This window comes from Aliidiomarina maris (assembly GCF_003987335.1).
GTDB classification, from domain to species: Bacteria; Pseudomonadota; Gammaproteobacteria; order Enterobacterales; family Alteromonadaceae; genus Aliidiomarina; species Aliidiomarina maris.
Window position 1 is genome coordinate 1 of record NZ_PIPK01000009.1, and the last position, 26502, is coordinate 26502.

The window sequence follows — 26502 nt, forward strand, 5'->3', positions numbered from 1 at the left end:
AGCGACGTGGAACCACCTGAATCCATTCCGAACTCAGAAGTGAAACATGTCAGCGCCGATGGTAGTGTGGGGCCTCCCCATGTGAGAGTAGGACACCGCCAGGCATCCAAATAAACAACCCCAGCCCGAAAGCTGGGGTTTTTTATTTATATCCCGCCCTATCCCCACCACCCCACATGCAAATTCATGATTATACTGCTAAACTTGAATCATGTTATAGATAAAATTAGGTGAATATCATGAAACGAACCCTGCTAGCAGCCATTCCTGTTGTTGTACTTACCGCCTGTGGCCAACCCGATGTAGTGCCACATGAAACAGGTGTTGAAACCTTTACGGCTACGATAGTTGCAACTGAAGGTAATCGTGCCGAAGGTGTGGTCAATTTCCGTCGTAGTGGTGACGGTATTGTGGTGTCAGCTACCATCGAAGGATTAGAGCCAAACAATCGTCATGGCTTCCATATTCATCAGTTTGGTGACTGCACGGCGCCGGACGCTACGTCTGCGGGCGGGCACTTTAATCCAACGGGTGAACGTCACGGTGCACGTCATGATGACCAACGTCACCTGGGTGATCTTGGCAACCTGGAGGCAAACGACCAAGGTGTTGCAGTGCTTGAATACATTGATGATCGCTTAAGCATGGACGGGGCGCATAGTATTTTAGGCCGCGGCATCATTGTCCACGCTCAAGCTGACGATTACGAAACCCAGCCCACTGGTGATGCGGGCGGACGTATTGGCTGTGGTGTCATTGGTGTGGCAGAACGTAACTAAATTCAAGATAAATAAAAATGGCACTCAGTGAGTGCCATTTTTTTATCTTTCAATCGTGAAAAACAAGTCCGCACCGCTTTGTTCATTACTCGTGCGCGATTCAAAGTTTAGGTTATCCGTTAGTCGGTATTGAATAAAGAAGGTTGATACAGGCTCAATTAAGCCCATCCCATACTTAATATACAGCCGTGAAGATAGCTGCTTACCTATAAATAGCGCAGTTGATTCAAAGGTATCGCCTGAATCCAGTGATATCTCGTCGACCCCGAGTGTGTCTGAGAGACGCTCACCTAAACGATTACCGCCACTCATGCCCAATGCAAGTGTCGCCCGTGCCAGCATGTTTTGCTCGCCAGAGCTGCCTTGGCCTGGTCCACGACCAAACAATAAGTAAGACAGAATCGCGCTATCTTGCATCGTCGGGCTCGAGAACAAATTAAGCGTCGGATTCTCTAATGTCCCTCCGACCCGTGCGCCGACGGTAACGCTTTGCGCATCGATGCTACGCTCAACCCGCAAGTCCAAACCTGGGTTAGCGACCGGTCCGCCAGTAAAAATAAGGCGTCCTCGTTCAATATTGAGCGCTTGCCCATATATCTCATAAGCACCTGAGGCAACGTCAATATTCCCTACCGCAGTCGTTTCCTGCCCGGTCTGCTCTATAATTCGAAGACCCCCTTGCAAGCGACCTTCAAAACCAAAGGCGCTAACCTGTACATCGTCTCCAAGGTTGACGGTTAGGTCCATATCAATGGGTAAGCCGCCGATATTTTGTTCGTAAGGCCCGCCGTCACCACTGACAATCACTGTGTCATTTGAAATAGAGTCCACCGATTCGAAATCCGGTGGTGTGATTCGCGCATAAGGTACGTCAACAGCACCGCGCAGCCTGAGTAATTCTGGCGTGTATACGATACTTAGGTCAGGTGCGATGGTGACTTGTAACTCACGGGTGTTTAACGCCGGAAATGCTGCGCCTTGAATGTTCAGCTCGGCACGCTGGGCTGTTAAGTAATAAGCGCCATCAATATCTAGCTGGCCTTCACCAGCATCCACTGCGCCCTCCAAAATAAACGGTTCATCACGACCTGTTGGGGCTTGAATGACTAAATTGAGGTTACGTAGCTGCAAGCCGGTTGCGGGAATCTCAGCGCTGCCGTCGCGCAGCTCTAATCCACCTCCAATCGTAAGGTCGTCCAATTGTCCGGCGAAGTCGACGCGTCCGTTCATGTGTCCAGCGACGTTTTGAATTTCTGGCATTAACACAGACAGTAAAACAAATGAACGTACGTCGATTCCGATCTCACCATCAATACTGCGGGTATCATCAAGCACATCGTTAATCGTTGCATTACCCTCAGCGCCACCCTCGAGCTGGTCCGAAAGAATGCGTAATTGAGCTTCTAGCTGCTGTTGATTACCCACAAGCCTAAACAGTTCACCACTATCAAAGTCAACGCGAAGTTCCTGTGCAGGGACGCGTACTGAGGTGTCGCTAATGGTAAGGCGAACATCGGCATTGAGCTCATCGCCAGTCTGGTTGACATCGGCGATTACGTTAAACTCGCCAAGTATATTGACGTCTTCAGGTAAAAATGCGGAGAATAATTGATAGGGAATGGCCTCAGCACGGACTTCGAAGTCGAAATCCCCTGACGCTGCTTGCCATTGAGCCTGCGCACATAGTTCTGATTCACGGGTGGAAATGATCAGGCAGAAATCATCCAGCGCAAATTGCTCTGGTGATACGCGCAACGGTGCTGGCTGTGTTACGTTCCAACGGCCGATATCCGGATAGCGTAATTGCAGACGGTTGATAGTACCCTGCCATTCTTGCTCCTCGCGTTGCCAATCGCCATGTAATGCCACGCGCATTTCAAGTTGGTCATAGTCGACATCAATTTCGGTTTGATGCTGCTGCTGTTGACGCATGCGTACGGCTAAGCGCTCAATAGTCTGGCCCTCGGCTTGAATACCACTAAGTAACACATTGCCGGTAGGCAATCGAGTTAACGTGCCATCGGCTTCAACATCGGCTGATATATCGTCAAGCCGATAGGTTTGCCAAAATAGCTCGCTGCCACGAACCTGTATATTGAGCTGTGGTTGTTCCTCACTCCCAGTTACATCTCCGCGCGCACTTAGCTGCCCGCCAGCTTGCGGCAATAAAGAGGCGAGCTCCGGAATATCCACCAGGAAGCTTAAATTAATTCCCTCGGGGCTGTACTGTCCATCTGCGCGAATGCGCGTTTCGCCCCAAATGATATCTAGATTATTGGCTTGAAAATGGTCACCTTGAATATTGACATCGCCGCGGCCTGAAATGGTGTAGTCCATCAGGCTACCTTGCAGTTCATTGATGCTTGCCTGAAGCTCCAAAACATCATCGAAACGACCCTGAGTTGCAATTTGAGCTTTTAAGTCGCCTTGCAGCTCGTCACTGATTTCGGCAAAGTTAAGCTCATCCACTCGGATGTTTAGATCCCAACTAAGGTAAGGTGCCCAACCAATGCTACCATTTAAAGTGGCACTTCCTTGAGGCAAGTTTAAGGAGAGCTCAAGGTGCTCTGCACCATCTTGGGTGCCGGTGGCGCGCAACGAAAACTGATTTTGCGAGAAGCCAAAAGCTTCGGCATCTCCGCTAATATCAATATCAAGTACGTCGCTAATCACTGCGTAACCAGTTACAGTGACGCTGGAAATCATTTCTTCGGCACTCATGTCGAACTGTTCAATTGTGAGCGTGCGATCATTCCAAACCAGCGCCGCGCTGATATCTACTTCGCCTTGCTCAGCAGACTCAAGGTTGCCGTCCAACTCAATCCCAAACCGGGCTAGGTTGCCTTGACTATGTAATTCAAAATCTAGTGCATGAATACTGTCCTGTAAGGCTTCGTGACGTATATCTTTAAGCAGCACTTGGGCATCCCAACTCAGCTCATCAATATCTAATACTTGCGCTAGCTGAGCTTCGACCTCGCTGTCGACCAGACCTTGAGTGCGAAGGGTTACCTGTAACGCTTCTAAATCACCGACCAGTGCAAGCTCGGCTTGGATTGCACGCATATCAGGCAACGCAAATTCAGCTTCAAGGTTGATATCTAAAGGATAGTTGTCACGGGTTTCAATCGTACCTTGACCTCGAACTTCACCCTGCTCCACGCGTACCAGCAGATGTTCTATATGTTGTTCGTACCCAACACTTGAAGCTCGTAATTGTACTTCATCAATTACCTGCTCAAACTCACCGATCTGAAGATGAATATTGGCGAGATCTAGTGAATCTACTTTGATATCGATAGGTAATTCAATATCAGGTAATTCAAATTCCGTGTCTGCGGGCGCTTCATCCTCTTCGCTTGGTTCCAGTACCAACGACATGCGGCTAAAGCTCAGGGTGTTGACATGAAATGTGCGCGCCATCAATGCGCGCGGTTGCCAATCGAACTGCAAATCTTCAATGTCTATCGCACTGCCTGGCTGAGTAAAGCTTACATTCGCTATGCGTAAATCACGTAACAACGACCCCGACTGATGGGTAATGCTCAATTCGCCGGGCGCAAAACGTTCAGCGAGGTTTAAAGTGATTCGTGTGCCGCGTTCCGTGGTGAGCATCAAGGAGATGATGATCAGTAAGGACAGCAGGAAAATTAAAATACCGCTGATGATAATCGTGGTGGCAAGACCTGCTCGGCGCCAATTAATACTCATAAATCAGGCCCCAACGTCAAATGTAAGCTAACTTTATCGCCTTCTGGGCCAAAACCATGGGCGAGGTCTATGCGAATTGGACCCACTGGGCTTTGCCAGCGGAAGCCAAAACCGGCGCCATGCCTTGTAGCGCTGGTGATGTCGTTAAATGCATTACCTGCGTCCCAAAATGTGGCCACCCGAAAATTAGGCCGGAATTCGTAATCAAGCTCAATACTACCAACCATAAGGTGGCGTCCGCCTAACATGATGCCGTCTTCGTCACGGGGACCAATGCTGCGGTAACCGTAACCTCGAATCGAGCTGTCACCACCGGCATAAAACCGTAATGAGGTGGGTATACGGTCAAAATCGCTGGCAACCGTGGTGCCGAGTTCGCCACGAGTCAATAAACGATAATGCTCAGCAAAAGAGAACACGTATTTAGCGCCTAATGTAGCCTGTGCAAAGTCGGTACTGGAAAGTACCGCATCGGACGCGCCGCGAAGCGCCAAAGACGTTCTAAAACCTTCGCGCACGTTGAGTCGATCCGGTGTGTGGACACGATTCCATTGCACACTCGGGATTAAAAACTGGGTGTCCCGGCGCTCGCCGCTAAAGGTATCGCGTTCGTCCTGCCAGTCTAAGGCTATTGTGCGCTGAGTGCGCTCTAATTGGCGTTGCCAACTTACGCCTAAATTTACCAATTCAGAGCGTGTAGTGGAGGTGTCTTCATCACGCCAACCAGCACGAAGCACGTATTGGTCGGTTTGCGGTTGACGCCCCGGGATGATGTAGTTCGCACCCACCGCCGATATTAATTCAGAAAATTGAAACTGAGAATTAAAGCGATGACCACGAGTATTGACCCAGCGCCGATTTTGCTCGAAAAGTACGCGAGCACCCGTGTCTGTACCATAGCCCAGACCAGCGCGATAATGCGTGCGATTATTCGGCTCTACGTTAATCGCGACAGGCACAATGGCGTCGTCACTGGCCTCATCCCACAGCGGTTGAATTTGTACACGGCTAAAATAGTCGCTATCTGATAGCGCCATTTGCAGCTCTACCAATTCATCTGAAGTGATGTATTCACCTTGTTCAAATTGCACAAAGCGCTGCAGAATGTCTTCATCTAGCTGGGCTTCGCTAAAGCGAACATCGCCAAAGCGAAAGCGCGTGCCTGAATCAAATTCAATTAAGATATCGGCAGCATAATCATTCAAGTCGATTTGCAGTTCACTACGTTCAAAGCGCGCGTTACGATAACCACGGTCAGCCGCTAAAGACCGAATTCGGTTCTTCGCATTGTCGTAATTGCGATGATGTAAGTCCTGGCCCGGTTGAATGTTTAAATTGCGAATAAGGCGGTTGAATGCATCATCGTTCTCGGCGTCGCCAGTAATGCGAATATCGACGTTACGAATTGGCATGGCGGGGCCTGGTGTTATGCGGTAGGTTAAACGCCATACTCCGTTGTCGCGTTCAAATTCAGTCTCAACAGACGCGCGATAGAAACCAGCTGGGGCTAGCGCACGCAGAATTTCCTGCTCAGCACGGCGGTGCAAAAAGCGCACGCGAGCAGGACCCGGAGAGGGCTGCTGATGGTAATTATAAATGCCTAAACGGTTGCGCACATTGGTCAAAAGCTGTCCGCTAACGCCCTCAATGACCACATTCAGCTGCGGTCGACCATTATCGTCGTCTTCGTCGTCATTGAAGGCCAGCGCTGACCCGTTAAAAAGAAAAATAGCCCAAAACAGCAGCCAATAACGCATTACTACACCTTTTTCAGATTACTTCGCAGCTTGACGATAAGCTGCTAGCGCGGGTTCGCTTTGTCCAGCAGCCAGATGAGCATCGCCAAGTAAACGATAGAGAAAGTTATTAGGCTTCACTTGAACGGCTGCTTTAACGGCGCGAAGAGCTAATTCATGGTCCCCTTGATCGATAGCAATGGTCGCCAATAGTGCAAGTGCGTCGACGTCTTGCGGGGCTTGTTTCAAATAATCTTGAATAAAATCTGCAAGCGGCTCGTATTGGTGATGCCATTTGAGTTTAACAGGGGCGTGTAAAATGTGAGCAGGCGTTAGATAGCCTTTACGCAAACCTTTCACCAGCACGCGTGCCGCAATATCGTCGGCCTGTAAACGCTGCAAGTGCTGCACATAGATAACCCGAACGTTACCCAGCTTGCGCGTGCTAGCGTCTAAGCTTCGCCATAATTGGTGCGCTTCAATAGCATCGGTCGCCTTGCCAAAATAGCCTTGATACGCCATCACCTGATAACCATTCAGATGTTCAGCGGTCAATGCCTGAGAGCGCTCAAGTGCTGGCATCAACGCATATAAAGCGTTGCCTGCGCGATGCTCGAAGAACACCTCAGCGGCTTGGCGCTGCACACCTAAGTGTTGCGGGAAGCGCTGAAGTAGCGCTTGCATTTGTTTTACCGAACGCTCAGGAGCAGCGCGCCTCGCTTGAGCGAGTTCAAAGGCTAAACTGGCGTCATCTTGGTAGGTTTGAATGCGCTCTAAAAGCTTTTGCTCAGACACGACGTCCCCTTGCAGTTTTGCTGCATGCGCCGCAATTGAAAGTGCCATGAGGGGGTCTTGGACATAGCGTAAAGAATCTTCCGCGTGTTGCTGAGCCGCTTCATACGCACCTGTGGTTAAATCTTCGGTGCTTTGTTGCAATAGTTGCTGCGCTTTTTGGGCTTTGCGCTTAGCCGACCAGCGCAGCCCTCGCTGCGCGCTGCCGCGAACTTTCTTAAACGCCCAATCAAGCAACCACACCAGCAGCAGCAAGAGTAACAGAGCCAGAATTAAGACCACCAAGCTGGTTTCAATCGTATAGCCTGCAATGGCTATCATGACATAACCGGTCTGCCCGGACAGCAAAGGCCCGGCGATAAAGCCGCCAATGATGATCAGCAGGACAATAACAGCTTTAGTCACCGGTTATCTCCTTCCAGCATCTCCTCGACGACATCGCGTAACATCGCCTCTGACAGCAGGCGGGTTGGATAGGCTGGGTCTAAATCATACCCGCTCAGCTCGCGCAATTCCGCAAGGCTGCGCTGCACAGCTTGGCGCTCGGTATCAAAGTAGCTCTCGATCCACTCCGCTGCCTGTTCTAAGGCTTCACGGTAATTAATGGTTTGACGTTGCATCAGCGCTTGCTGCGCAATTTGCAGTTGTAATTCAATTTGGCTAACCAGTAAGGCGCGCTGTTCTTGCCCAATTTTCATACTTGGCAGCTCATCAGTACGTTGAATGCGGACAAAGTCATCCGTAAAGTTCGCCCAAGCCTTGGCCAGGTTAGCGCGCCATTCACTAAACTCGCTGCTGGTTGCCTGATCATCGCCTTCATCAAAACCAATTGTCTGATTTACAAAGGGCAACTGACGAATTTGACGTCGTTGAGTGCTCACGCGCATGCTCAAGCTTTCAATATCTTGCTCTTCAATTGACGCTATTAACTCAATGTCGTCACGTAGCTGCTGTCGTATCGGCAGCAAACGGTTCTGTTCGGCGGCTGCGAGCAGGTTCTCTGCACGCTCAAGTAACTGAATAGCGGTTTTACGGTCATGGTCTAGCCATAACTTGCGCCCTGCTGCTAACACTAAATCACGTGCTTCAACTAAAAACAGGTCTTCAGATACGCGCAAATTGGCGCTATCGACTTGCTGTTTAAGTGCTGTTAATTCTGCATTATGCTGTTCAAATTCCTCGCGCATTTGCTCGCGCTCAGCGGCCGCTTGTTCACGTAAAGCTTGCGCTTCTTGCTGACGTTGTTGCTGTAATTCATTAAAACGTCGCTGCAGCTGCTCGTCCATACGGTCAACTACATCACTGCGAATGGATTGCTGCGCGCGGTCTGCGTCCGCAATGCGCTGGTTCAGTTCGCTTAATTCAGCTTGGGTTTGCTGACGGAATGCCTCTTGTTGCGCCCACGCGTAATAACCACCCACGCCCAAAGTCACTACGCACAGCAATAATACAATGCTGATAAACAGGCCAAATGCACTGCGTTTTGGCGTTGGGATGGCGTCGCTGTGCGCTGCTTTTTGTGGGGTGTCCTGCTCTACTGCCACGGGCGTATCACTCTTAGTTGTGGGTTGGCTGTCGTCGTGCGACTTGTCTGTATTTACTGTCTGCTTAGTCAGCGCGGGCGCGTGACTACGATTGATTAGCTCAAGTAGGCTTCGTGTCAGCGCTGGGGTGCTGGCGTTGGTGGCAAGCACTATTTGTTGTTTGCGTATGCCATAGTGTAGCAGGCAATCTTGTAAACGTTGGCTGGACACCAGCCAGGTGATTGTCTGCAACCAGTCGCTACCGCCGTCAAGTCGTTCAATGGCGGTAGTAAATAATTCAATGTGCTGCTGGCTGGTGAACACGACAATATTGACTTGCTCACTCCAACTACTGAATGGACCGCGTAGATCTATCTCGCGTACTACGCGCTCATATACCTCTAACACCTCGACTTGAGCGCCGCGGCTGCGCAGGGTGTCAGCAATCAGCGTTCTTCCCTCGCGGCCGGTTATTACCATCCAGCGTTGTGCTTCGATGTTTTTAAGCGCGCTAAGTTCCAATAACGCTTCTGCGGTGTGTAACGGCGCCGGATAAGTAGCAGGTTGGCCACTCAATGGCACCATTGCTTCGGCCGTACCAGCGCCAACACAGTAATAGTTGGTCTGCGGCCAGTCTTGCTGGTGCTGCTGTATATGCGCATCGAAGTAACTTACCGCAGCTGGGCTAACTACCACAATACCATGATACGTGGCTTGCCAATCAACGCTGGCGCCCTCAGGTAAGGCGAGTGCTTGGGTGTCGACCATGGATTGGGTCGTAATATGACACTGCCGCCCGTGCAGCCCTTTGCGTACGGCTTTCGCTAATGCGTCAGCATGTTCGGGGGCGCGGACAATGAGAACGCCTGGTTGCATCATGAATCTCCGTGGTTCTCGTTCGCGTAGACTGCAGCCAAAATGTCTCCTGCACCACGCGCTAATAAATCCTCTGCTAAGGCGATGCCAATTGCTTCCGGGTCGCTTTGGCTTCCGGTTTGCTCACCCCGAATAATCAGCTTGCCGTCTGTACTGCCGACCAACCCTCGCAGGAAAATCTGTTCACCTTGCAGCTGTGCAAAGGCGCCAATTGGCACCTGACAACCGCCTTCAAGGCGACGATTCATGGCGCGTTCCGCCAATACACACACGCGGGTTTCTTCATGCTCAAGGGGTTTTAGCAAGGCTTTGACGCGGGCGTCGTCACTACGGCACTCAATCCCCAAAGCACCTTGCCCATTAGCAGGCAGTGACTGTTCAGGTGGCAGGCGCAGGCGAATGCGCTCGTCCAGCTCAAGGCGCACCAGCCCCGAGGTCGCTAAGATAATGGCGTCAAATTCACCGTCATCAAGTTTGCGCAGTCGTGTTTGCACGTTACCACGCAAGTCTTTGATTACTAGGTCGGGAAATTGCTCGGCAATTTGGCTTTTACGACGCAAACTACAAGTACCGACCACTGCGCCTGCGGGCATGTCTGCAAGCTGAGCATAGTGATTAGACACAAAGGCGTCGGTTGGGTCTTCGCGTTCACAAATGGTAAAAAGCTCTAGCCCTGGGGGGAAATCCACGGGTAGGTCTTTCATCGAATGCACAGCAATATCGGCACGGCCTTCCAACATGGCAACCTCAAGCTCTTTGACAAATAGCCCTTTACCGCCGATTTTCGCAAGCGGTGTGTCCAGGATAACGTCCCCGCGTGTGCTCATAGGCAACAGGGTGACCGCTAGCTGCGGATGGAGCGCTTCCAAGCGGGCTTTAATGTGCTCGGCTTGCCACAATGCCAAAGCGCTTTTACGGGTTGCGATGGTGAGGGTTTCTGTCTTAGTCATGCACTCGCTCTACTACGTGTATAAAATGGGCTGATGTGTTGGGCTAGCGATAGAAGCTAGCGCGACACACTAAATTCATATTCAACCAGGGTTTGATCGCGATCGTTGAGCACGCGCACTTGCCAATCGCCACTGGCCATATAACTGATGCGGCGGCTCGAATAGGTGCGCCAACTATCACTACCGACCGCTAACGTGACTTCGCTGTCCAATTCGCCGTTGCGCCACCATTGATGGCGAATACCACGACCATCATGGTTGATCACATGGGTAAAAAATACCAATTGGTCATAGTTGGCGCCACTGTGACGGTATGCGTGACCCAAGTTATCCAGGGGTTCACGATTTTCAACCGCACTGGTTAAAACGGCGCGTTCAACATACTGAGCGTTCACTTCAAGCTGGCTGTCGTCAGCGTTTTGCGCGTTGCTGGCGATAGGTGTGAAGCATAACAACGATAAAATAAGTACAACAAGTTGACGGTTTAACATTGTGGCGTCCTTATTCAACGGGTTTGGCGTGGTGACAAACGTACCTATGAATGCGATTATAGGTGTTTTGCGAACTTAAGTGTAACGTGAGCCATGAGAAAACGCATTATTCCCCTGTGTTGCAGTGTCGTCCTGTTGCTTGGGTTGACCGCATGTGGGCAAAAAGGGCCACTGTATATCCCGCCAGAGCGTGATACAACGTCGCCACAACCAGAGCAGCCTGTCGATGAGGCTGTAGATCAGAGTACTCAACCAGAGCCAATTGAAAATTATCGCAATGAATCAATTTAGTTATCAGCACGGCCAGTTGCATGTAGAAGCCTGTGCCAGCCAAGATTTAGCCCATACCTACGGCACGCCTTTGTATGTTTATTCCCGGGCTCAGTTAACGCATAACTGGCAAGCGTTTAATCAGCACTTACCGAAACCGCATCGCGCTTGCTACGCGGTAAAGGCCAATGGCAACCTCGCGGTTTTACAAGTGCTGGCGCACTTAGGTGCCGGTTTTGATGTGGTCTCCGGGGGAGAAATTGCACGCGTACTGAAAGCGGGTGGTCGCGCTGATAGTATTGTTTTTTCTGGGGTCGCCAAGTCCCACGCAGAAATTGAATACGCCCTTGATGTGGGTATTTTGCAATTCAATGTCGAGTCGCTCGCAGAATTAGAACGGATTAATCAGATAGCAGCTGAGCGCGGTACGTCTGCGCCGGTGTCATTGCGGGTGAACCCAGATGTGGATGCGAAAACCCATCCTTACATTGCCACTGGGTTGGAAGCCAACAAGTTCGGTATTCCCATGCGCGATGCAGTAGCGGCATTTAAGCGTGCGCACAGCCTTGAACACGTGCACGTGGTTGGAGTTGACTGTCATATCGGTTCGCAACTGACCGAATTAGCCCCCTTCTTGGATGCTATGGACCGCATGTTAGCCTTGGTGGATGAACTCGCGGCCATCGGGATCGAGATTGCGCACTTAGATATGGGCGGCGGACTTGGGGTAACTTACGACGATGAAACGCCGCCAGCGGTGGCTGACTATATTCAAGCCATGTTGGCAAAAATTGAACATTACCCGCAGCTCGCCCTTTACTTAGAACCTGGGCGCGCAATTGTGGCCAATGCAGGCATTTTGCTGACGCGAGTGGAGTATGTGAAGCCAAGCGATAAAAAAGATTTCGTGATTGTCGATGCAGGCATGAATGACATGTTAAGACCGTCGCTTTATCAAGCTTTTCACCGAATCGAGAACACGTCCACTCACCAGCACGGTGAGGCGCAAAAGCCCTGTGACGTGGTAGGCCCGGTGTGCGAAACTGGTGACTTCCTCGGCCAGGAGCGTAAGGTAAAAGCCGCTGAAGGTGATATTTTGGCGGTGTTCAATGCCGGCGCATACGGCTTTGCGATGAGTTCCAACTACAACACCCGCGTGCGTCCGGCTGAAATTATGGTGGATGGCAACCAGGTACATGTCGTGCGTCAGCGTGAACAACTCGAGCAGCTATGGCAGCTTGAACGAACTTTGGAGCTGTAATGCTGATTCACTTTTCCAAAATGCACGGCTTGGGCAACGATTTCATGGTGATCGATAATGTGACCCAGAATATCTTTCTGAATTCCGAGCAAATTGCGGCACTGGCTGATCGCAACCGGGGTGTGGGCTTTGATCAGCTGCTCATGGTCGAGCCTCCTTATGACCCCGATGTCGATTTCCATTACCGTATTTTCAATGCCGATGGCTCTGAGGTGCAACAGTGCGGCAACGGCGCGCGCTGTTTCGGTCGTTTCGTGCGCCATAAAGGGTTATCGAATAAAAACCAAATTCGAGTCAGCACCAAGAAAGGCGTGATTGATATACAGCTCAAAAGCGAAGAGCTGGTGGAAGTCGATATGGGCATGCCGGAATTTGAGCCACAACAGATCCCGTTTAAAGCCAATAAAAGTGAAGTGACCTATATTTTGCGCGCGGCGGAGCAAACATTCCTGTGTGGCGTGCTGAGCATGGGCAACCCACATTGCGTGATCTTGGTGGATGACATCGCAACAGCGCCTGTGGCTGAGGTCGGCGCTTTGTTAACACGGCACGAGCGCTTTGCCGAAGGGGCTAATATTGGCTTCTTACAAATCATCAGCCGTGACCATGCCAAGCTAAGAGTGTTCGAGCGCGGCGTCGGTGAAACTCAAGCATGTGGTACTGGCGCTTGTGCTGCTGCGGTTTGGGCGATGCGTCAAGATAAGTTGGCGAATAGCGCACGCATCGAGTTACCAGGCGGTAGCCTCGATATAACATGGCAAGCGGGCCATCCGGTGATGATGACTGGCACCGCAACTCACGTGTTTGATGGACAAATAGTGATATGAGCGATTCAAAGCAACCACAAAGCCAGGCATTACGCATTGATGATCAATTCATTGCTGAATACTTACAGGAAAACCCGCACTTTTTCGATGCTCACCCTGACTTGCTCAGCCATATGCGAGTGCGGCATCAGCAACAAGGCTCGGTGTCGCTTGTAGAGCGTCAGCAATTGGTATTGCGTGAGAAAGTTGCCGCCTTGGAAGAAGAAATCACCACGCTGATGGCGAATGCGCGGCGTAACGAATTTATCTTCGAATGCTATAGCGAGCTATACCAGCAACTACTTAACTGCACCTCGCTTGACGACCTTGAACAGGCATTACACTACACATTTATTGAGCAGCTTGGCTTGGTCGATATGAGCTTGAAGTTGTTTGTGCCGACTGCGCTTGAACACTTGGCTTTCAACGCCGACACTCATAAACACCTGGTGGGTAAACGCTTTGACCGTGCGCCAGTGTATTTTGGCCGTTTGCCAGCCGATGAACAAAAGCTGGTATTTCGGGCTAATGCACAACCGGTTGAATCGGTAGCCCTATTGCTATTGGGTGAGAATACCAAGTATGGGTTGCTGGCGCTGGGTAGTCGCGATGCGTCGCACTTTGAACCCAATATGGATCATCTGCTAATCAGTCAGCTGCAAGCTCTGTTGACCCAAGTGCTGCCGCGTCTGGTGGCTTAGCGGCGGCTAGCGCTTGGTTATTTACAGTGATGCGAGGTGAAAGTTTGTGAGTCACGCACTAGAGCCCAGTATCAATGCGTTTATCGACTACTTGCACAGCGCGCGTGGCTATTCAGTGCTGACCTGCCAAACCTATCAGCGCCAATTAAACGCCTGTGCAGATGTCCTGCACCAGCAAGGTTTATCAAACTGGCAGGGGTTAACGTCACGCGCTATTGAATCCTTGCTGATTAGCTGGCGCCGCAACGAAGTCGGCATCGCAACTATCAATCAACGCCTAGCCGCACTGCGTAGTTTTGCCGAGTTTTTATTGCGCCAAGGCGTATTGAGCAGCAATCCAGCTAAGTTAGTTAAAGCCCCGAAGGCACCGCGACGGCTGCCAAAGAATATGGACGTGGACGGTGTCGCGCACTTGTTGGACGAAACACCAACGGATGCCCTTGGTATCCGCGACCGCGCGATGTTCGAACTGATTTATAGCAGTGGTTTGCGGGTATCTGAATTAGTTGCCGTTAATGTGTCGGACCTGAATGCCAGTCGTGAGCTGCGTGTCACCGGTAAGGGTCAAAAGACGCGGATTGTGCCCTATGGCCGTGAAGCAGAGCGGTGGCTCAATGCGTGGTTAGAGGTACGTTCCCAGTGGCTGGTTACGCCAAGCGTGGCCGCGAAAGCGAGCCATCAAGGCCTGTTTATTAGTCAGCGCGGTGGACGCCTTACGGCGCGCTCAGTGCAGCTGCGCTTACGTGACTGGGCGCAGCGTCGTGGCATGCCCGAGCATGTGCACCCGCATAAATTACGCCATAGCTTCGCGTCTCATGTGTTGGAATCAAGTGGTGATTTACGCGCCGTGCAAGAGTTGCTGGGGCACGCGAACCTGAGCACCACCCAAGTATATACGCACTTAGATTTCCAACACTTAGCTAAGGTTTATGACACCGCGCATCCAAGGGCGCGTAAAAACCGTAAACCTGAAAAGTGATTTGTCAGTAAAAGGTTTAGCATGATCCAATTTCACCGCCGTTTACGTCCAGTTAAAGCGATCAGCTTTGATCTCGACGATACCCTCTATGACAACCTGCCGGTGATGCAACGAGCCGAGCAAGCGCTTAGCCAATATTTACTCGAGACTCATCCGCAAACGCAGTCGATGCAACTGAGGGATTGGCGTCAGTTACGCGACCAGTTAGCGGCCTCGGACCCTGAGTTAGCGGGTAATATGACCGCCCTGCGGTTGGCAACCTTACAGCAGGGCTTAGCGCAATCTGGGCTGCCTAAAGCACAGCTTCAGGCCGCCAGTGATGCTGCCATGACGCACTTTTTGACCCACCGTAACCGCGTCACCATTAGCCCAGAGGTGCATCAGTTGCTGGCGCAATTGGCGCAGAATTATCCATTGATTGCGATTTCGAACGGCAATGTAGACATTCAACAAATCGGTTTAGCGCCTTACTTTAGTAGTGCCTGGCAACCAAGCGCGCAATTGCGCGGTAAGCCCACTACCGACATGTTTGACGCCGCACGTCGAGCTCATGGCTTTGCCCCTCACGAACTGCTTCATATCGGTGACCATCCGGTCAGTGACATTCAAGGCGCTGCGCATTTTGGTGCCCAAAGTGTGTGGCTCAATCCAACCGGAAAGCCACTCGCACAATTAACTTGGTTGCCGACCGTCACGATTCGTCAATTGCCGCAGCTGGCGCAAATTCTATAACTGTACCGACGCTGGTTGCATATACAGTGGTAGACCCTTAGACTAAGTGGTTGGCGGCGCTCGCCGTCACTTGAAGCAAGTCAGTTTCCGTTTTCCGAGGTATCAGCGTGGACGTTTCTTATTTACTAGATGGCTTAAACGACAAGCAGCGTGAGGCTGTGAGTGCTGCCGAGCAAGATATGCTGGTACTAGCGGGCGCTGGCAGCGGTAAAACCCGCGTATTGGTGCACCGTATCGCGTGGTTAATTCAAGTTATGCAGCATTCGCCGATGTCAGTCATGGCGGTGACCTTCACCAATAAGGCAGCGGCGGAAATGCGTGGGCGCATCGAAGCATTGATGGGTCGTGATGTGCGTCAAATGTGGATAGGCACCTTCCATGGCTTGGCGCATCGTCTATTGCGCGCCCATTATAAAGACGCAGGGCTACCGCAAAGCTTCCAAATTCTGGACAGCGATGATCAGTTACGGTTAGTGAAGCGAACCATACGCGCGCTGAACATTGACGAGAAGCAATGGCCCGCGAAGCAAGCGCAGTGGTATATCAACGCGAAAAAGGACGAAGGCCTGCGCGCGCACCATATTGACGCCTACGATATTGCTGAACAAACCCACAAGCAAATTTACCAAACCTATCAGGAGTCTTGCGACCGTGCAGGCTTGGTCGACTTTGCGGAGCTACTATTACGAGCCCACGAATTACTGCGTGATAACCAATATGTGCGTGAACATTACCAACGCCGTTTTCGGCATATTCTGGTGGACGAGTTTCAAGATACCAACGCGATCCAATATGCGTGGGTGCAGTTGTTGGCGGGACAAGATAACCGCGTCACTATCGTCGGCGATGATGACCAGTCAATTTATGGCTGGCGCGGCGCGCAAGTTGAAAACTTGCAGCACTTTTTGCGTGACTTTCCCCAAGCCGAAACCATCCGTTTAGAGCAAAACTATCGCTCTACCAGCACGATTCTTAATGCGGCCAACCAAGTAATTGCCAATAACAGCGACCGCTTGGGTAAAGACTTATGGACCGACGGTCATAGTGGAGAGCCGATACGAGTCTACGCCGCGTTTAATGAGCAAGACGAAGCGCGCTATGTGGTGAGTAGTATTCAGCAGTGGCTGGAGCAGGGCAACGCGTTGCAGGATGTGGCTATTTTATATCGCTCTAACGCGCAGTCGCGAGTACTTGAAGAAACCTTGCTGTATGCCAGCATTGCTTATCGTATTTATGGCGGCTTACGCTTTTTCGACCGTCAGGAAATTAAAGACGCCCTGGCGTATTTGCGTTTGATCAGCAACCGCATCGACGATGCTGCCTTTGAGCGAGTGATTAACACCCCGAGCCGTGGAATTGGAGACCGTACCTTAGGGCTGATTCGCGAAGCGTCACGTGATCAAAAATTGCCACTATGGGATGCCGCCAAATTCTTAGTGCGTGAAAACTTACTCACAGGGCGGGCAAAGAATGCGGTGCAAGGGTTTATCAGCCTGATCGATACGCTGGAAGATGAATGTATTGACCGTCCGCTGTCAAAGCAAACCGATATCGCGATTAAACGCAGTGGTTTGATGGCAATGTACGAGTCAGAAAAAAGCGAAAAAGCCGAAACGCGGGTGGAGAACCTAGGTGAGCTGGTTAGTGCGACGGAAAGCTTTATGCCCACCGGCGAGGAAGATATGAGCCCATTGGCGGAGTTTTTGGCCCATGCAGCACTTGAGGCAGGTGAAGAGCAGGCCGATGAGCACCAGGACGCAGTGCAGCTAATGACATTGCACAGCGCTAAAGGCTTAGAATTTCCATTGGTGTTTATGGTGGGGGTGGAAGAAGGCTTGTTCCCTTCGCAGCAATCTATGGGCGAGCCTGGGCGCTTAGAGGAAGAGCGCCGGTTGTGCTATGTCGGCATGACGCGCGCCAAGCAGCAACTAGTGATTACCCATGCGGAAAGTCGCCGCTTATATGGCCAAGAGCAGTTTCACCGTAAGAGTCGGTTTATTGGCGAAATGCCCCCTGAGGCCCTGCATGAAGTGCGCATGCAAACCAAGGTAAGTCAGCCGGCCGCGCAACGTGGGCGCTTTCATTCAGGCGCGAGCCATGAAACCTTTGAGCAGACGGGCTACCAACTTGGCCAACGTGTGTTACACCAAACTTTTGGTGAGGGCACGGTGATTAATTACGAAGGCAGTGGTGCGCAAAGCCGCATTCAAATTAACTTCGATGAAAAAGGCAGTAAATGGCTGGTGGTTGCCTATGCCAAGTTAACCCCTCTAGCCTAGGTATTCAGACGCCTCGCAGCGCGCACACTTTGACGATGCGTGCGTGCGGCGTCAATCGAGTAAATCGCTAGCGCGACCCAAATGAAGCTAAAGGTTACGACTTTATCCATAGTAAAGGCTTCGCCATATACGCCGACCGCAAGCAATAGCATTAAAGTTGGTCCGATATATTGGAAAAACCCCAAGGTCGAGTAACGAATGCGCTTCGCTGCGCCAGTGAAAAATAGCAATGGCACCGTGGTTATCACCCCAGCAGCAATCAGCAAGCTATTCAGTTGCCAGCTGTTATCTAGCATATTGCTGCTATCGCTTTGGGCGAAGAAGCCGAACCAAATTAAGATAAATGGCAGCAACAAAAGTATTTCCAGCCACAAACCAGTGAGCGAATCGAAAGGCAGCGTTTTGCGCATGGCGCCGTAGACGGCAAACGATGACGCTAGTGCTAAGGCGACCCAAGGCACTGAGCCGAAGGTGACGAGTTGAATAACTACCCCAGTCAACGCCAACGCGACTGCTACCCACTGCAGGCGGCGCAGGCGTTCGGCAAAAAACACCATGCCCAGCACCACATTTAGCAACGGATTAATGTAATAGCCTAAGCTTGCTTCAAGAATAAAGTCGTTTGCCACCGACCAGATAAATAGAAGCCAATTGAAGCCAATTAATGTGGCGGCCACTGCAAGACGGGCCAGTAATGCGGGGGCTTTGAATGCGGCTACCACACGTTGCATGCGCCCGGTGGCGATGATAAGTACTAGTACCAGCAAAAACGCCCAGATAATACGGTGCGCGAGGACTTCAAATGGTGGCACATGGCTCACCGCTTTGAAGTAAATCGGCGCTAAACCCCAAATGGTGTAAGCGGCGATAGCAAACAACACGCCTTGGCGTGTGCGCTGCTGCTGTTCAGCGGCGAACTGCGCTTCAGTTTGAGCCGGTTCTGTCACTGCTTAACCCACCATATAAGTGCCGGTGCCAAAGGCGATCAGCATATTGTCCTGGTTATGTAATTCCATCCGAGCGACGGCCACCTTATTGCCGGAACGAATAATATGCGAGGTAGTAATGAACGTGTCACCACGACCAGGGCGCACATAATCGACCCGTAAATCGATAGTGCCGCAGCGGCTGATGCGTTGAATCACTTCTGCCGCCGGCGTGTCATGGGGTAAGCCTTCGACCACGCTGGCAATTGCAACCAAACCGCCACACATATCAAGTGCAGTAGCTGTGACGCCGCCATGCAAAATACCTTGTGGCGCGTTACCGATAAGCTCAGGCTTCCAGGTAAATTGCACTTCCGAAATGTCGGACGCAAACCGAGTTACCTCAAGGCCAATTAAGCGGTGAAAGGGAATTTGTTCATTCATTAAGCGCGAAATTTGCGCAAGTAAAGGAGAAGACGACATTTCGGCATGGTTATTAGAGGTCGGGATGCATACAATAGGGGGCGAACAAATCATCGTCAACCAGTTATCCAACGCAAGGGTCTATTTTGTCTCAACCGCACGCGTCATCCAATCTATACACGTCCCCTCCAGCCGCGCAAGCAAGCACGCTGGACCAAGCGCGCGCCGTGTTGAAGCAAGTGTTTGGCTACGAGACTTTCCGCAGTGGTCAGGAAACTGTGATTGAAGCGGTGCTCAATGGGCGCGATGCCGTGGCGTTGATGCCAACGGGGGGCGGTAAGTCGCTGTGTTATCAGCTTCCCGCGCTGATGTTACCGGGTGTGACTGTGGTGGTATCACCCCTGGTGTCGTTAATGGACGATCAAGTCAGCGCGATGCAAGCGATGGGCGTGCCAGCTGGCGCGATTCACTCGGGCATGCAAGGGGCTGAAGTGATGCAAGTGTTGCGTGACTTGCAAGACGGCCGCATTCGTTTGTTATACGCAGCGCCGGAACGTGTGTTAACACCTGCCTTCGCAGAGCGCTTACAAACCTTGCAGGTGTCTTTGCTGGCGGTCGATGAAGCCCACTGTATTTCCCAGTGGGGACATGATTTTAGGCCAGAATACGGTCGCTTAGGCGAGTTACGCCAACTATTGCCCCACACCCCCATGTTGGCACTAACCGCGACGGCCGACCATGTGACCCGTGACGATATTCTACAGCGTTTGCAGCTGCGTGAACCGCAAGTCTTCCAAAGCTCGTTTGACCGCCCGAATATTCGCTACTTGGTGCAAGAGAAATTTAAGCCGCTCAAGCAAGTAGTGGAATATGTCAAAGCACAGCGCGGCGTGTCGGGAATTATCTATTGCGGGAGTCGTAAAAAGACCGAAGAGCTGGCGCTGAAACTACAAGTCGAGGGCGTGCGCAGTGCGGCTTACCATGCTGGCTTGCCCCATGAGGAAAAGCGTCAAACACTACACGGTTTCTTGCGTGATGACATTGACGTGGTAGTTGCAACCATTGCGTTTGGCATGGGCATTAATAAACCTAACGTGCGCTTTGTGTTGCATTACGATATTCCGCGCAGTGTAGAGGCGTATTATCAGGAAACTGGTCGCGCCGGTCGGGATGGCGTCGCGTCAGAGGCGGTGATGTTCTATGAACCAGGTGACGCCGCGTGGATTTGGCGCTTATTCGATGAGCAGCCTGATAGTGAGCGCTTACGGGTGGAGCGGCAAAAATTTCAGGTGATGACCTCGTTTGCCGAAGCGCAAACATGCAGGCGTTTGGTGCTATTGAATTACTTTGGAGAATACCGCGAGCAACCCTGTGGCAACTGCGACCTGTGTTTAAATCCGCCACAGCAGTATGACGGTACCGTCGATGCGCAAAAGGCACTCAGTTGTGTGTATCGCACGGGGCAACAGTTTGGAGTTAATCATATCGTTGAAGTGCTGCGTGGCGCGCAGACTCAACGCATCAAGCAACAACGCCATGATGAGCTCACTACCTATGGCATAGGTAAAGAGCAAAGCGCAGAGCACTGGGTGTCCGTGATTCGACAGTTAATCCACCGTGGCTTACTGATTCAAGATATTCGTCGCCATAGTGCGCTGCATTTAGCTCAGAACGCACGCCCAGTGTTGCGTGGCGAAATCGCGTTGACTCTCGCAAAACCACGAATTCAAGCAGTGGCGGGTGCGAAAGTCGCAGAGCGCGGTATGCATGACAAGGTGCTGTTTGGCCGCTTACGCAAACTACGTAAGGCGATTGCCGAGCGCGCTGAAGTGCCACCATTTGTTGTCTTTGGTGATTCTACGTTACAGGACATGGCGACCTTGTTGCCAACCAATCCAGCGCAGTTTTTACTGGTGTCGGGTGTCGGACAAGTAAAACTTGAACGCTATGGCAGCGCTTTTATTGCTGAAATCTGTGCGTATTTAGACGGAGAGGACAGCCCCCACGCTTAACCTTTGCCAGGCGGCAATTTTGACTTGTGCGCCCGACAGTGATAACTGTTAAGACAACCCGTGCAGCATCATGGTATGCGCGGGCTACCTTGATTCGTTATTTCACTCCAGCAAAGGATTACCCTATGCAACATGCAAAACCTGCGATGGCGGGATTAGCGGTGCTTGCCTTCACGGCAGCCTGCTCACCATCTCAGCCCAGCGATACCAACCAAGACAACATGGCGCTGCAAGCGTTTCCAGCAGTGACCGATGCCGATGGCTATGTCGACACCAACTTTTCCGCCACCTACCGTGATCACCTGCGTACCTTAGCATCCGATGAGTTTGAAGGGCGGGCGCCAGGTACACGTGGCGAGGAATTAACCGTGGACTATGTGCGTTCGGTGTATGAGCAAGCTGGCTTAGTGTCGATGACCGACGACACCTACACCCAGATGGTGCCGATGGCGCGTATTGCACCCAGCCGAGTGACGAATATGCAGTTTTCGGGTGCCGATGACAGCAATGAGTTTAGCTATCGCCAACAAATGATGGGTTGGACCCAGCGCATTACCGATGCAGTGGAAGTCGAAGACAGTGACATGGTATTTGTCGGTTATGGCATTGTGGCACCCGAATATGACTGGAATGATCATGCTGGCCTAAACGTTGAAGGCAAAACTGTGGTGATGCTGGTTAACGACCCCGGCTATGCCACTCAGGATGAATCGTTGTTTAATGGCAACGCGATGACCTACTACGGGCGCTGGACCTATAAATTTGAAGAGGCAGCGCGTCAAGGCGCTGAAGCCGCGATTATTATTCACGAGACAGGCCCTGCGGGTTATGGCTGGGGCGTGGTCGCTGGTGGATCTCCGGTGCGTTTTAGTTTAAAAACCGATGACTTAAATAGTCACCGCGCCAAGATTGAAGGTTGGGTCACTGAAGAATCGGCGCAAACCTTGTTTAATCACGTTGGGATGACCCTTGACGAAGCGCGCGAGCGAGCATTATCCAGCGATTTCACGCCGATTGAGTTGAATCGGCAGATGTCGATGATAGTCGAGAATGAGATAGAGTTTTTCGAGACGGCGAATATCATCGGTAAGGTTGAAGGCAGCTTGTACCCAGATGAGCATGTCATTTACATGGCACACTGGGACCATATGGGCACCGACCCTATCAGTGGCGCAATTTTTAATGGTGCCCAAGACAACGCCAGTGGCGCCGCCGCCTTGCTGTCTTTGGCCGAGGCATTTGGCCAAGGTGAGCAACCAGAGCGTAGCATCGTGTTCCTGATGGTCGGTGCCGAGGAACGTGGTTTACTAGGCTCATTATGGTATGGCGAAGAGCCCTTGCTACCGCTTGATCAAGCCGTAGCAGGCATCAACATGGACATGCAAAACATGTACGGTCCAATGCGTGATTTCGTGGTGGTCGGTTGGAATAATTCTGACATGCAAGACGTCGCTGCCCCCTTTGTAGCCGCGCAAAACCGCTATCTAGCCCCTGAAACCAATCCAGAAACTGGCTTTTTCTATCGCTCAGATCACTTTAGTTTAGCCAACAAAGGCGTACCTATGTTGTACGCAAAAGGCGGCATCGACCATTTTGAGAAAGGCAAAGCGTATGGCCGTGAAATGTACGAGTATTTGTTTGCAGAGCTATATCATAAGCCTGCGGATGAGTATGACCCTAAATGGGACTTGCGTGGTATGCAGCAAGACTTATGGGTGTACTTTAGAGTGGGTTATGAGCTTGCTAACACACGTCGCTGGCCGCAATGGGCGCCAGGCAATGAATTTGAAGCTGAGCGTTTAGCAACCGACCACTTGCGTCAAGACTAAAGCTTCGCACCAGACATAGAAAAAGGGCAACCAGTGATGGTTGCCCTTTTTATTTGGTTTGTTGCTATTGCTTATACGCGGGGCGTATTAGAAGCGGTAGCGAACACCAATTTTCGCACTCCAGGTAGAGGCACGCTCGTTGTATCGAGTTGCAAAACGAGGGCTTGCATCAAACGCGAAGCGAGGTTCGCTGTAGATGTAACCACCTGATTCTGGGTCAACATCAATACCTGCGAAACGCAAGCCTGTATCGGCGAAGCTTACTGTGTGACGTTGGTTCTCACCGAAGATTGCAAACACGTTGCGAATGTCGATGTAGAAAGCACCCTTATGACCTTCGACGAAACCAGGAATCTCCTGCTCGAAACGGAAGTCTAAGTTACCGTTCCAAGGGCCACGCTCCCAGTTACGTGGTGCATAACCACCGCGGAACTGGTCTAGGCCCGCTGCCATGATGTATGCATCCAACTGCTCGTAACTAAATCCGTCTGCATACCCTGCGATAGCTGGGTCATTAGGGCCGGTCGGAATGTACGGAAGGTAGTTTTGAGAGCGCCACAAGCCTTGGCTAGAACCGTCACCAAACGCACGCACGCCGCCGCTTGAACCGATTTCAGTGTCAAGTGCCCAGCTGTATGGACGACCAGAGAAGCGGTCCCAGAATAAGCTAAAGTTAGAAGCATAGCCTTGGAAGAATTCACGGCGATAGTTTAATGACGCCATGAAGCGATGCTCAACTTGATAAGAAGCAACACCAGTGCCTGGGTTTTGCTTATCAATAGCGGTTTGGAAGTTGTAGTTAGAGTGAGCAGTTGAAGAACCACCCGCCGTCACGTTAGTAACGTCTTGATTGGTATATGCAACACGGAAACTTAAACCGTTATCCCAAGCATTACCTAAACTGAAGGTTGAAACGATACCACGACCACCACTTACGTTAGTCAGCATGATGTCGTACCGTTCAGTGTTAAAGCCACCAATTTCAGTTGGTTGAGGCCCTGCTAACGGATCCCAGTTAACATACAGAGGACGGCCACCCGCGGTAGTAATCTGGTTGCCGCTTTCATCTAGCAGAGGGGCTTTGGATAAATCGAACCAAGCAACTTCGCGCTCGTTATCAGTATAAATAACTTCTGCAGACGCGAACCAGCCTTCACCTAAAAAGCCCAAGTTCAGGTTGTCATAATCCACAGCAAGTGAGTAACGCGTATCGACTGGTAACTTGAAGTCAGGGTCGATCGGCGTGGTATTACCATCACCAGCAGACAATGAATCGCGCATCTCCTGAGGGACATTAGTAATGTCAGCGTTTTCAACATTGTTGAGGTCTGGCGCAGCAACGATAGTTACACCATCATTGGTATAAGCGTTCGAAATCCACACATTGGGTCGACCACCAGAGAAGCGACCTACGCCACCGCGTACAGTGATGTCATCAGTCCAGCGATATTCAAAACTTACACGAGGAAGGAATAAGTCCAAGCCGTCCATGTTCGTTGTATTCGCAAAACCATAACGGTCAAAGAAGTTTTGGTTGAACGTTGGTTCAGCACTTGAAAGCTGGCGCTCGTAGCGTAAACCGAAGTTTAAGGTTAGATCCCAGTTTACTTCCCAGGAGTTTTGTAAGTAAGCTGCGATGTTACCGTAGCTAAAGTCAGCTGCGCCGTCTGCTGAGTTATTCGTGATGGCATTTTGATATTGAATACGGTCAGCGAAGCGGTTTTCGAAGTCTTCAACTGAGCTGAAGCTAAATACACCCAGCGAGTTTTGAACAAACTCATTGAAAACCTCAATGTCGGTATACTCGACACCAAACTGAATACGATTATCATTCAGTAAATATTCACCATGTGCTTGTAATTCAAGCGTCGTGGTTTCCAGGTAGTTTGCATGACGTGAGCGGTCAGGGCCTAAGTTAATTGTGCCGCGAGCTAGGCCAAAGTTCTCTTCCTCAGTGAAGTTAACCGCAACAGCACCGAAATTACGACCTAACTGAGGATCTTGACTCGTCTTAACGTCTTTGTATGAAACTTTTAGTTCAGAACTAAAGTTAGGTGACCAGTTTGAATATAATTGCGCAGCAAAGTTATTCATTGACTGTTCACGGAAGTACCAGTTTGAGTTGAGGTTCAAACTTTCCCCGCCAGTCGTAGCGCCGTTTGTGTTTAAATCTTCAGCGCGCTGGTAAGTGAATGCAGCACGATGGTCATCATTAATATTCCAGTCAATTTTTGCTAGAATTTTTTCATCATTTTGTTCTGGTTGAACATTCCAGTCACCAGGCTCTACGCCGTAAACAGAGCGAGCAATCTCTTGAACACGTTCAACCACACGAGGGTCAAGATTTTTCTGTTCAACTGCACCTGAACCAAGTGGTCCTTGCTGAATGCTAGTTGGTTCTTCATAGCGCTCGTAGTTTACAAAGAAGAATAAACGGTCGCGTAAAATAGGACCGCCCAAACTAAAGCCCATAGATTCTTCTTTAAAATCTAATTCTGGGCGTGAATTCGGGTTATATCGGTTTGCAGGCGGGTTACCGGCTAGGCTATCACTTGCGTACTCATAAAAAACTGAACCAAAGAAATCATTGGTACCAGAACGAGTTACCGCATTCACACGTGCACCAGCAAAACCACTGTAGCGTGCATTGAATGGTACGGCTTCAATAGACACCTGTTCAATAGCATCGATTGAGATAGGCGAACGGTTAGTAGGGTACCCGCTGTTGTTCAAACCAAAATCATCGTTTTGGCCGATACCGTCAACGGTGATGCTGTTATAACGTGGATTGTTACCAGCAACCGATAACGAACGGTTGCTATCACCCAAGTCTGTAGCCAATGGGTTTTGACGTACAACGTCTCGTAAGTCGCGGTCAAACGCTGGCATATTCTGGATTTCTTGGGCGCCCCAAGTACTCGCTGAGCCAGACTGCAAAGAAGTAGTGTTAATAGCACGACCAGTGACTGAAATGCGCTCGTAGTTAGCTTGGCCTTGCGGCTCTAACTCAGCAGTCAGTCGGTAGGCGTCGCCTAACTGAAGGAAGATATCTTCGATAGTTTTGGCTTCGAAACTCGCGTTTTCCAGGATGACACGGTATGGACCGCCAACACGCAGACCAGACGCAGTAAAGTTACCGCTGCTGTTAGTGACTGCTGTTGTAGTCGTACCTGAAGGAACGTGAATGATGATAACACGGGTGTTAGCGACAACCTGACCTTGTTGGTCAACAATCTGGCCTCGCATTGAAGATGATGTTTCCTGAGCCATTACAGCTGCAGAAGACATGCTTAGTGTCAGCGCGACTGCCGCAGCAATGCGGGTCAGTTTGGTCTTCTTAGTCATGCTATTTTCCTGCATAGTTTGTGAGAGAGTTTGAGAGTAAAGCTTTTGGATGGGTGAGGTTACAGTCCATTTGTTACAACA

General features: G+C 50.9%; 19 protein-coding genes and 1 rRNA gene. 11 read left to right on the forward strand and 9 right to left on the reverse strand.

Features of this window, described 5'->3' with window-relative positions; all coding sequences use genetic code 11:
• Together rrf and CWE07_RS09905 are read left to right on the forward strand one after the other, a co-directional pair.
• Positions 1 to 104, forward strand: a 5S ribosomal RNA gene (rrf, locus tag CWE07_RS09900); the annotation flags it as partial.
• Positions 105 to 239: 135 nt separating this feature from the next.
• Positions 240 to 779 carry a superoxide dismutase family protein gene (locus tag CWE07_RS09905; RefSeq protein WP_111569830.1) on the forward strand — a complete coding sequence of 180 codons (540 nt, stop codon included), beginning with the start codon at positions 240 to 242 and terminating at the stop codon, positions 777 to 779.
• A 42-nt stretch (positions 780 to 821) separates the two neighbouring features.
• On the opposite strand, the gene CWE07_RS09910 is transcribed toward CWE07_RS09905, so the two are convergent.
• The 6 genes from CWE07_RS09910 to CWE07_RS09935 are packed head-to-tail and all read right to left on the reverse strand — an operon-like array spanning position 822 to position 10858.
• Positions 822 to 4490: a translocation/assembly module TamB domain-containing protein gene (locus CWE07_RS09910; protein ID WP_111569829.1), complete on the reverse strand. Its 3669-nt coding sequence runs from the start codon at positions 4488 to 4490 to the stop codon at positions 822 to 824.
• Positions 4487 to 6247, reverse strand: coding sequence for an autotransporter assembly complex protein TamA (locus tag CWE07_RS09915; RefSeq protein WP_111569828.1), 1761 nt, complete (start codon positions 6245 to 6247; stop codon positions 4487 to 4489). The genes CWE07_RS09910 and CWE07_RS09915 overlap by 4 nt, the downstream gene beginning before the upstream one ends.
• Before the next feature lie 18 nt (positions 6248 to 6265).
• Positions 6266 to 7423 carry a heme biosynthesis HemY N-terminal domain-containing protein gene (locus tag CWE07_RS09920; protein ID WP_111569827.1) on the reverse strand — a complete coding sequence of 386 codons (1158 nt, stop codon included), beginning with the start codon at positions 7421 to 7423 and terminating at the stop codon, positions 6266 to 6268.
• A complete protein-coding gene (locus tag CWE07_RS09925) occupies positions 7420 to 9420 on the reverse strand; it encodes a uroporphyrinogen-III C-methyltransferase (protein ID WP_111569826.1) in 2001 nt (666 codons plus the stop codon). Before CWE07_RS09925 ends, CWE07_RS09920 begins: the two co-directional genes overlap by 4 nt.
• Entirely contained in the window at positions 9417 to 10367 is a 951-nt protein-coding gene (hemC, locus tag CWE07_RS09930; protein WP_111569825.1) for a hydroxymethylbilane synthase, read from the reverse strand. Before hemC ends, CWE07_RS09925 begins: the two co-directional genes overlap by 4 nt.
• 56 nt (positions 10368 to 10423) lie before the next feature.
• Positions 10424 to 10858, reverse strand: a complete 435-nt coding sequence (locus tag CWE07_RS09935) for a DUF2914 domain-containing protein (RefSeq protein WP_111569824.1) — start codon at positions 10856 to 10858, stop codon at positions 10424 to 10426.
• A 93-nt stretch (positions 10859 to 10951) separates the two neighbouring features.
• On the opposite strand from CWE07_RS09935, the gene lptM reads away from it, so the two are divergent.
• From lptM to uvrD, 7 genes are all read left to right on the forward strand, one after another.
• On the forward strand, positions 10952 to 11149 hold the full coding sequence (lptM, locus tag CWE07_RS09940; protein ID WP_111569823.1) for an LPS translocon maturation chaperone LptM: 198 nt from the start codon (positions 10952 to 10954) through the stop codon (positions 11147 to 11149).
• Entirely contained in the window at positions 11136 to 12389 is a 1254-nt protein-coding gene (gene lysA / locus CWE07_RS09945; protein WP_111569822.1) for a diaminopimelate decarboxylase, read from the forward strand. The genes lptM and lysA overlap by 14 nt, the downstream gene beginning before the upstream one ends.
• A 2-nt stretch (positions 12390 to 12391) precedes the next feature.
• On the forward strand, positions 12392 to 13216 hold the full coding sequence (dapF, locus tag CWE07_RS09950) for a diaminopimelate epimerase (protein WP_111569835.1): 825 nt from the start codon (positions 12392 to 12394) through the stop codon (positions 13214 to 13216).
• Positions 13213 to 13896: a DUF484 family protein gene (locus CWE07_RS09955; protein ID WP_111569821.1), complete on the forward strand. Its 684-nt coding sequence runs from the start codon at positions 13213 to 13215 to the stop codon at positions 13894 to 13896. The genes dapF and CWE07_RS09955 overlap by 4 nt, the downstream gene beginning before the upstream one ends.
• Before the next feature lie 46 nt (positions 13897 to 13942).
• Positions 13943 to 14875 (forward strand): tyrosine recombinase XerC, encoded by a 933-nt coding sequence (gene xerC, locus CWE07_RS09960; RefSeq protein ID WP_111569820.1) that lies wholly within the window; start codon positions 13943 to 13945, stop codon positions 14873 to 14875.
• A 21-nt stretch (positions 14876 to 14896) separates the two neighbouring features.
• Positions 14897 to 15607 carry an HAD-IA family hydrolase gene (locus CWE07_RS09965; protein WP_111569819.1) on the forward strand — a complete coding sequence of 237 codons (711 nt, stop codon included), beginning with the start codon at positions 14897 to 14899 and terminating at the stop codon, positions 15605 to 15607.
• 107 nt (positions 15608 to 15714) lie between these two features.
• Positions 15715 to 17886, forward strand: coding sequence for a DNA helicase II (gene uvrD / locus CWE07_RS09970; RefSeq protein WP_111569818.1), 2172 nt, complete (start codon positions 15715 to 15717; stop codon positions 17884 to 17886).
• On the opposite strand, the gene rarD is transcribed toward uvrD, so the two are convergent.
• Together rarD and CWE07_RS09980 are read right to left on the reverse strand one after the other, a co-directional pair.
• Positions 17883 to 18833: an EamA family transporter RarD gene (gene rarD, locus CWE07_RS09975; protein WP_111569817.1), complete on the reverse strand. Its 951-nt coding sequence runs from the start codon at positions 18831 to 18833 to the stop codon at positions 17883 to 17885. The genes uvrD and rarD overlap by 4 nt on opposite strands.
• A gap of 3 nt (positions 18834 to 18836) precedes the next feature.
• Positions 18837 to 19295 (reverse strand): thioesterase family protein, encoded by a 459-nt coding sequence (locus tag CWE07_RS09980; protein ID WP_111569816.1) that lies wholly within the window; start codon positions 19293 to 19295, stop codon positions 18837 to 18839.
• A gap of 149 nt (positions 19296 to 19444) precedes the next feature.
• Here CWE07_RS09980 and recQ point away from each other — a divergent pair, with 149 nt between their 5' ends.
• On the forward strand, positions 19445 to 21247 hold the full coding sequence (recQ, locus tag CWE07_RS09985) for a DNA helicase RecQ (protein ID WP_198679915.1): 1803 nt from the start codon (positions 19445 to 19447) through the stop codon (positions 21245 to 21247).
• A gap of 125 nt (positions 21248 to 21372) precedes the next feature.
• Positions 21373 to 23076 (forward strand): M28 family metallopeptidase, encoded by a 1704-nt coding sequence (locus CWE07_RS09990; protein WP_111569814.1) that lies wholly within the window; start codon positions 21373 to 21375, stop codon positions 23074 to 23076.
• Between the two features lie 87 nt (positions 23077 to 23163).
• Here the strand turns inward: CWE07_RS09990 and CWE07_RS09995 are convergent, their stop codons facing one another.
• Entirely contained in the window at positions 23164 to 26421 is a 3258-nt protein-coding gene (locus tag CWE07_RS09995; protein WP_181452282.1) for a TonB-dependent receptor, read from the reverse strand.
• Positions 26422 to 26502: the final 81 nt, after the last annotated feature.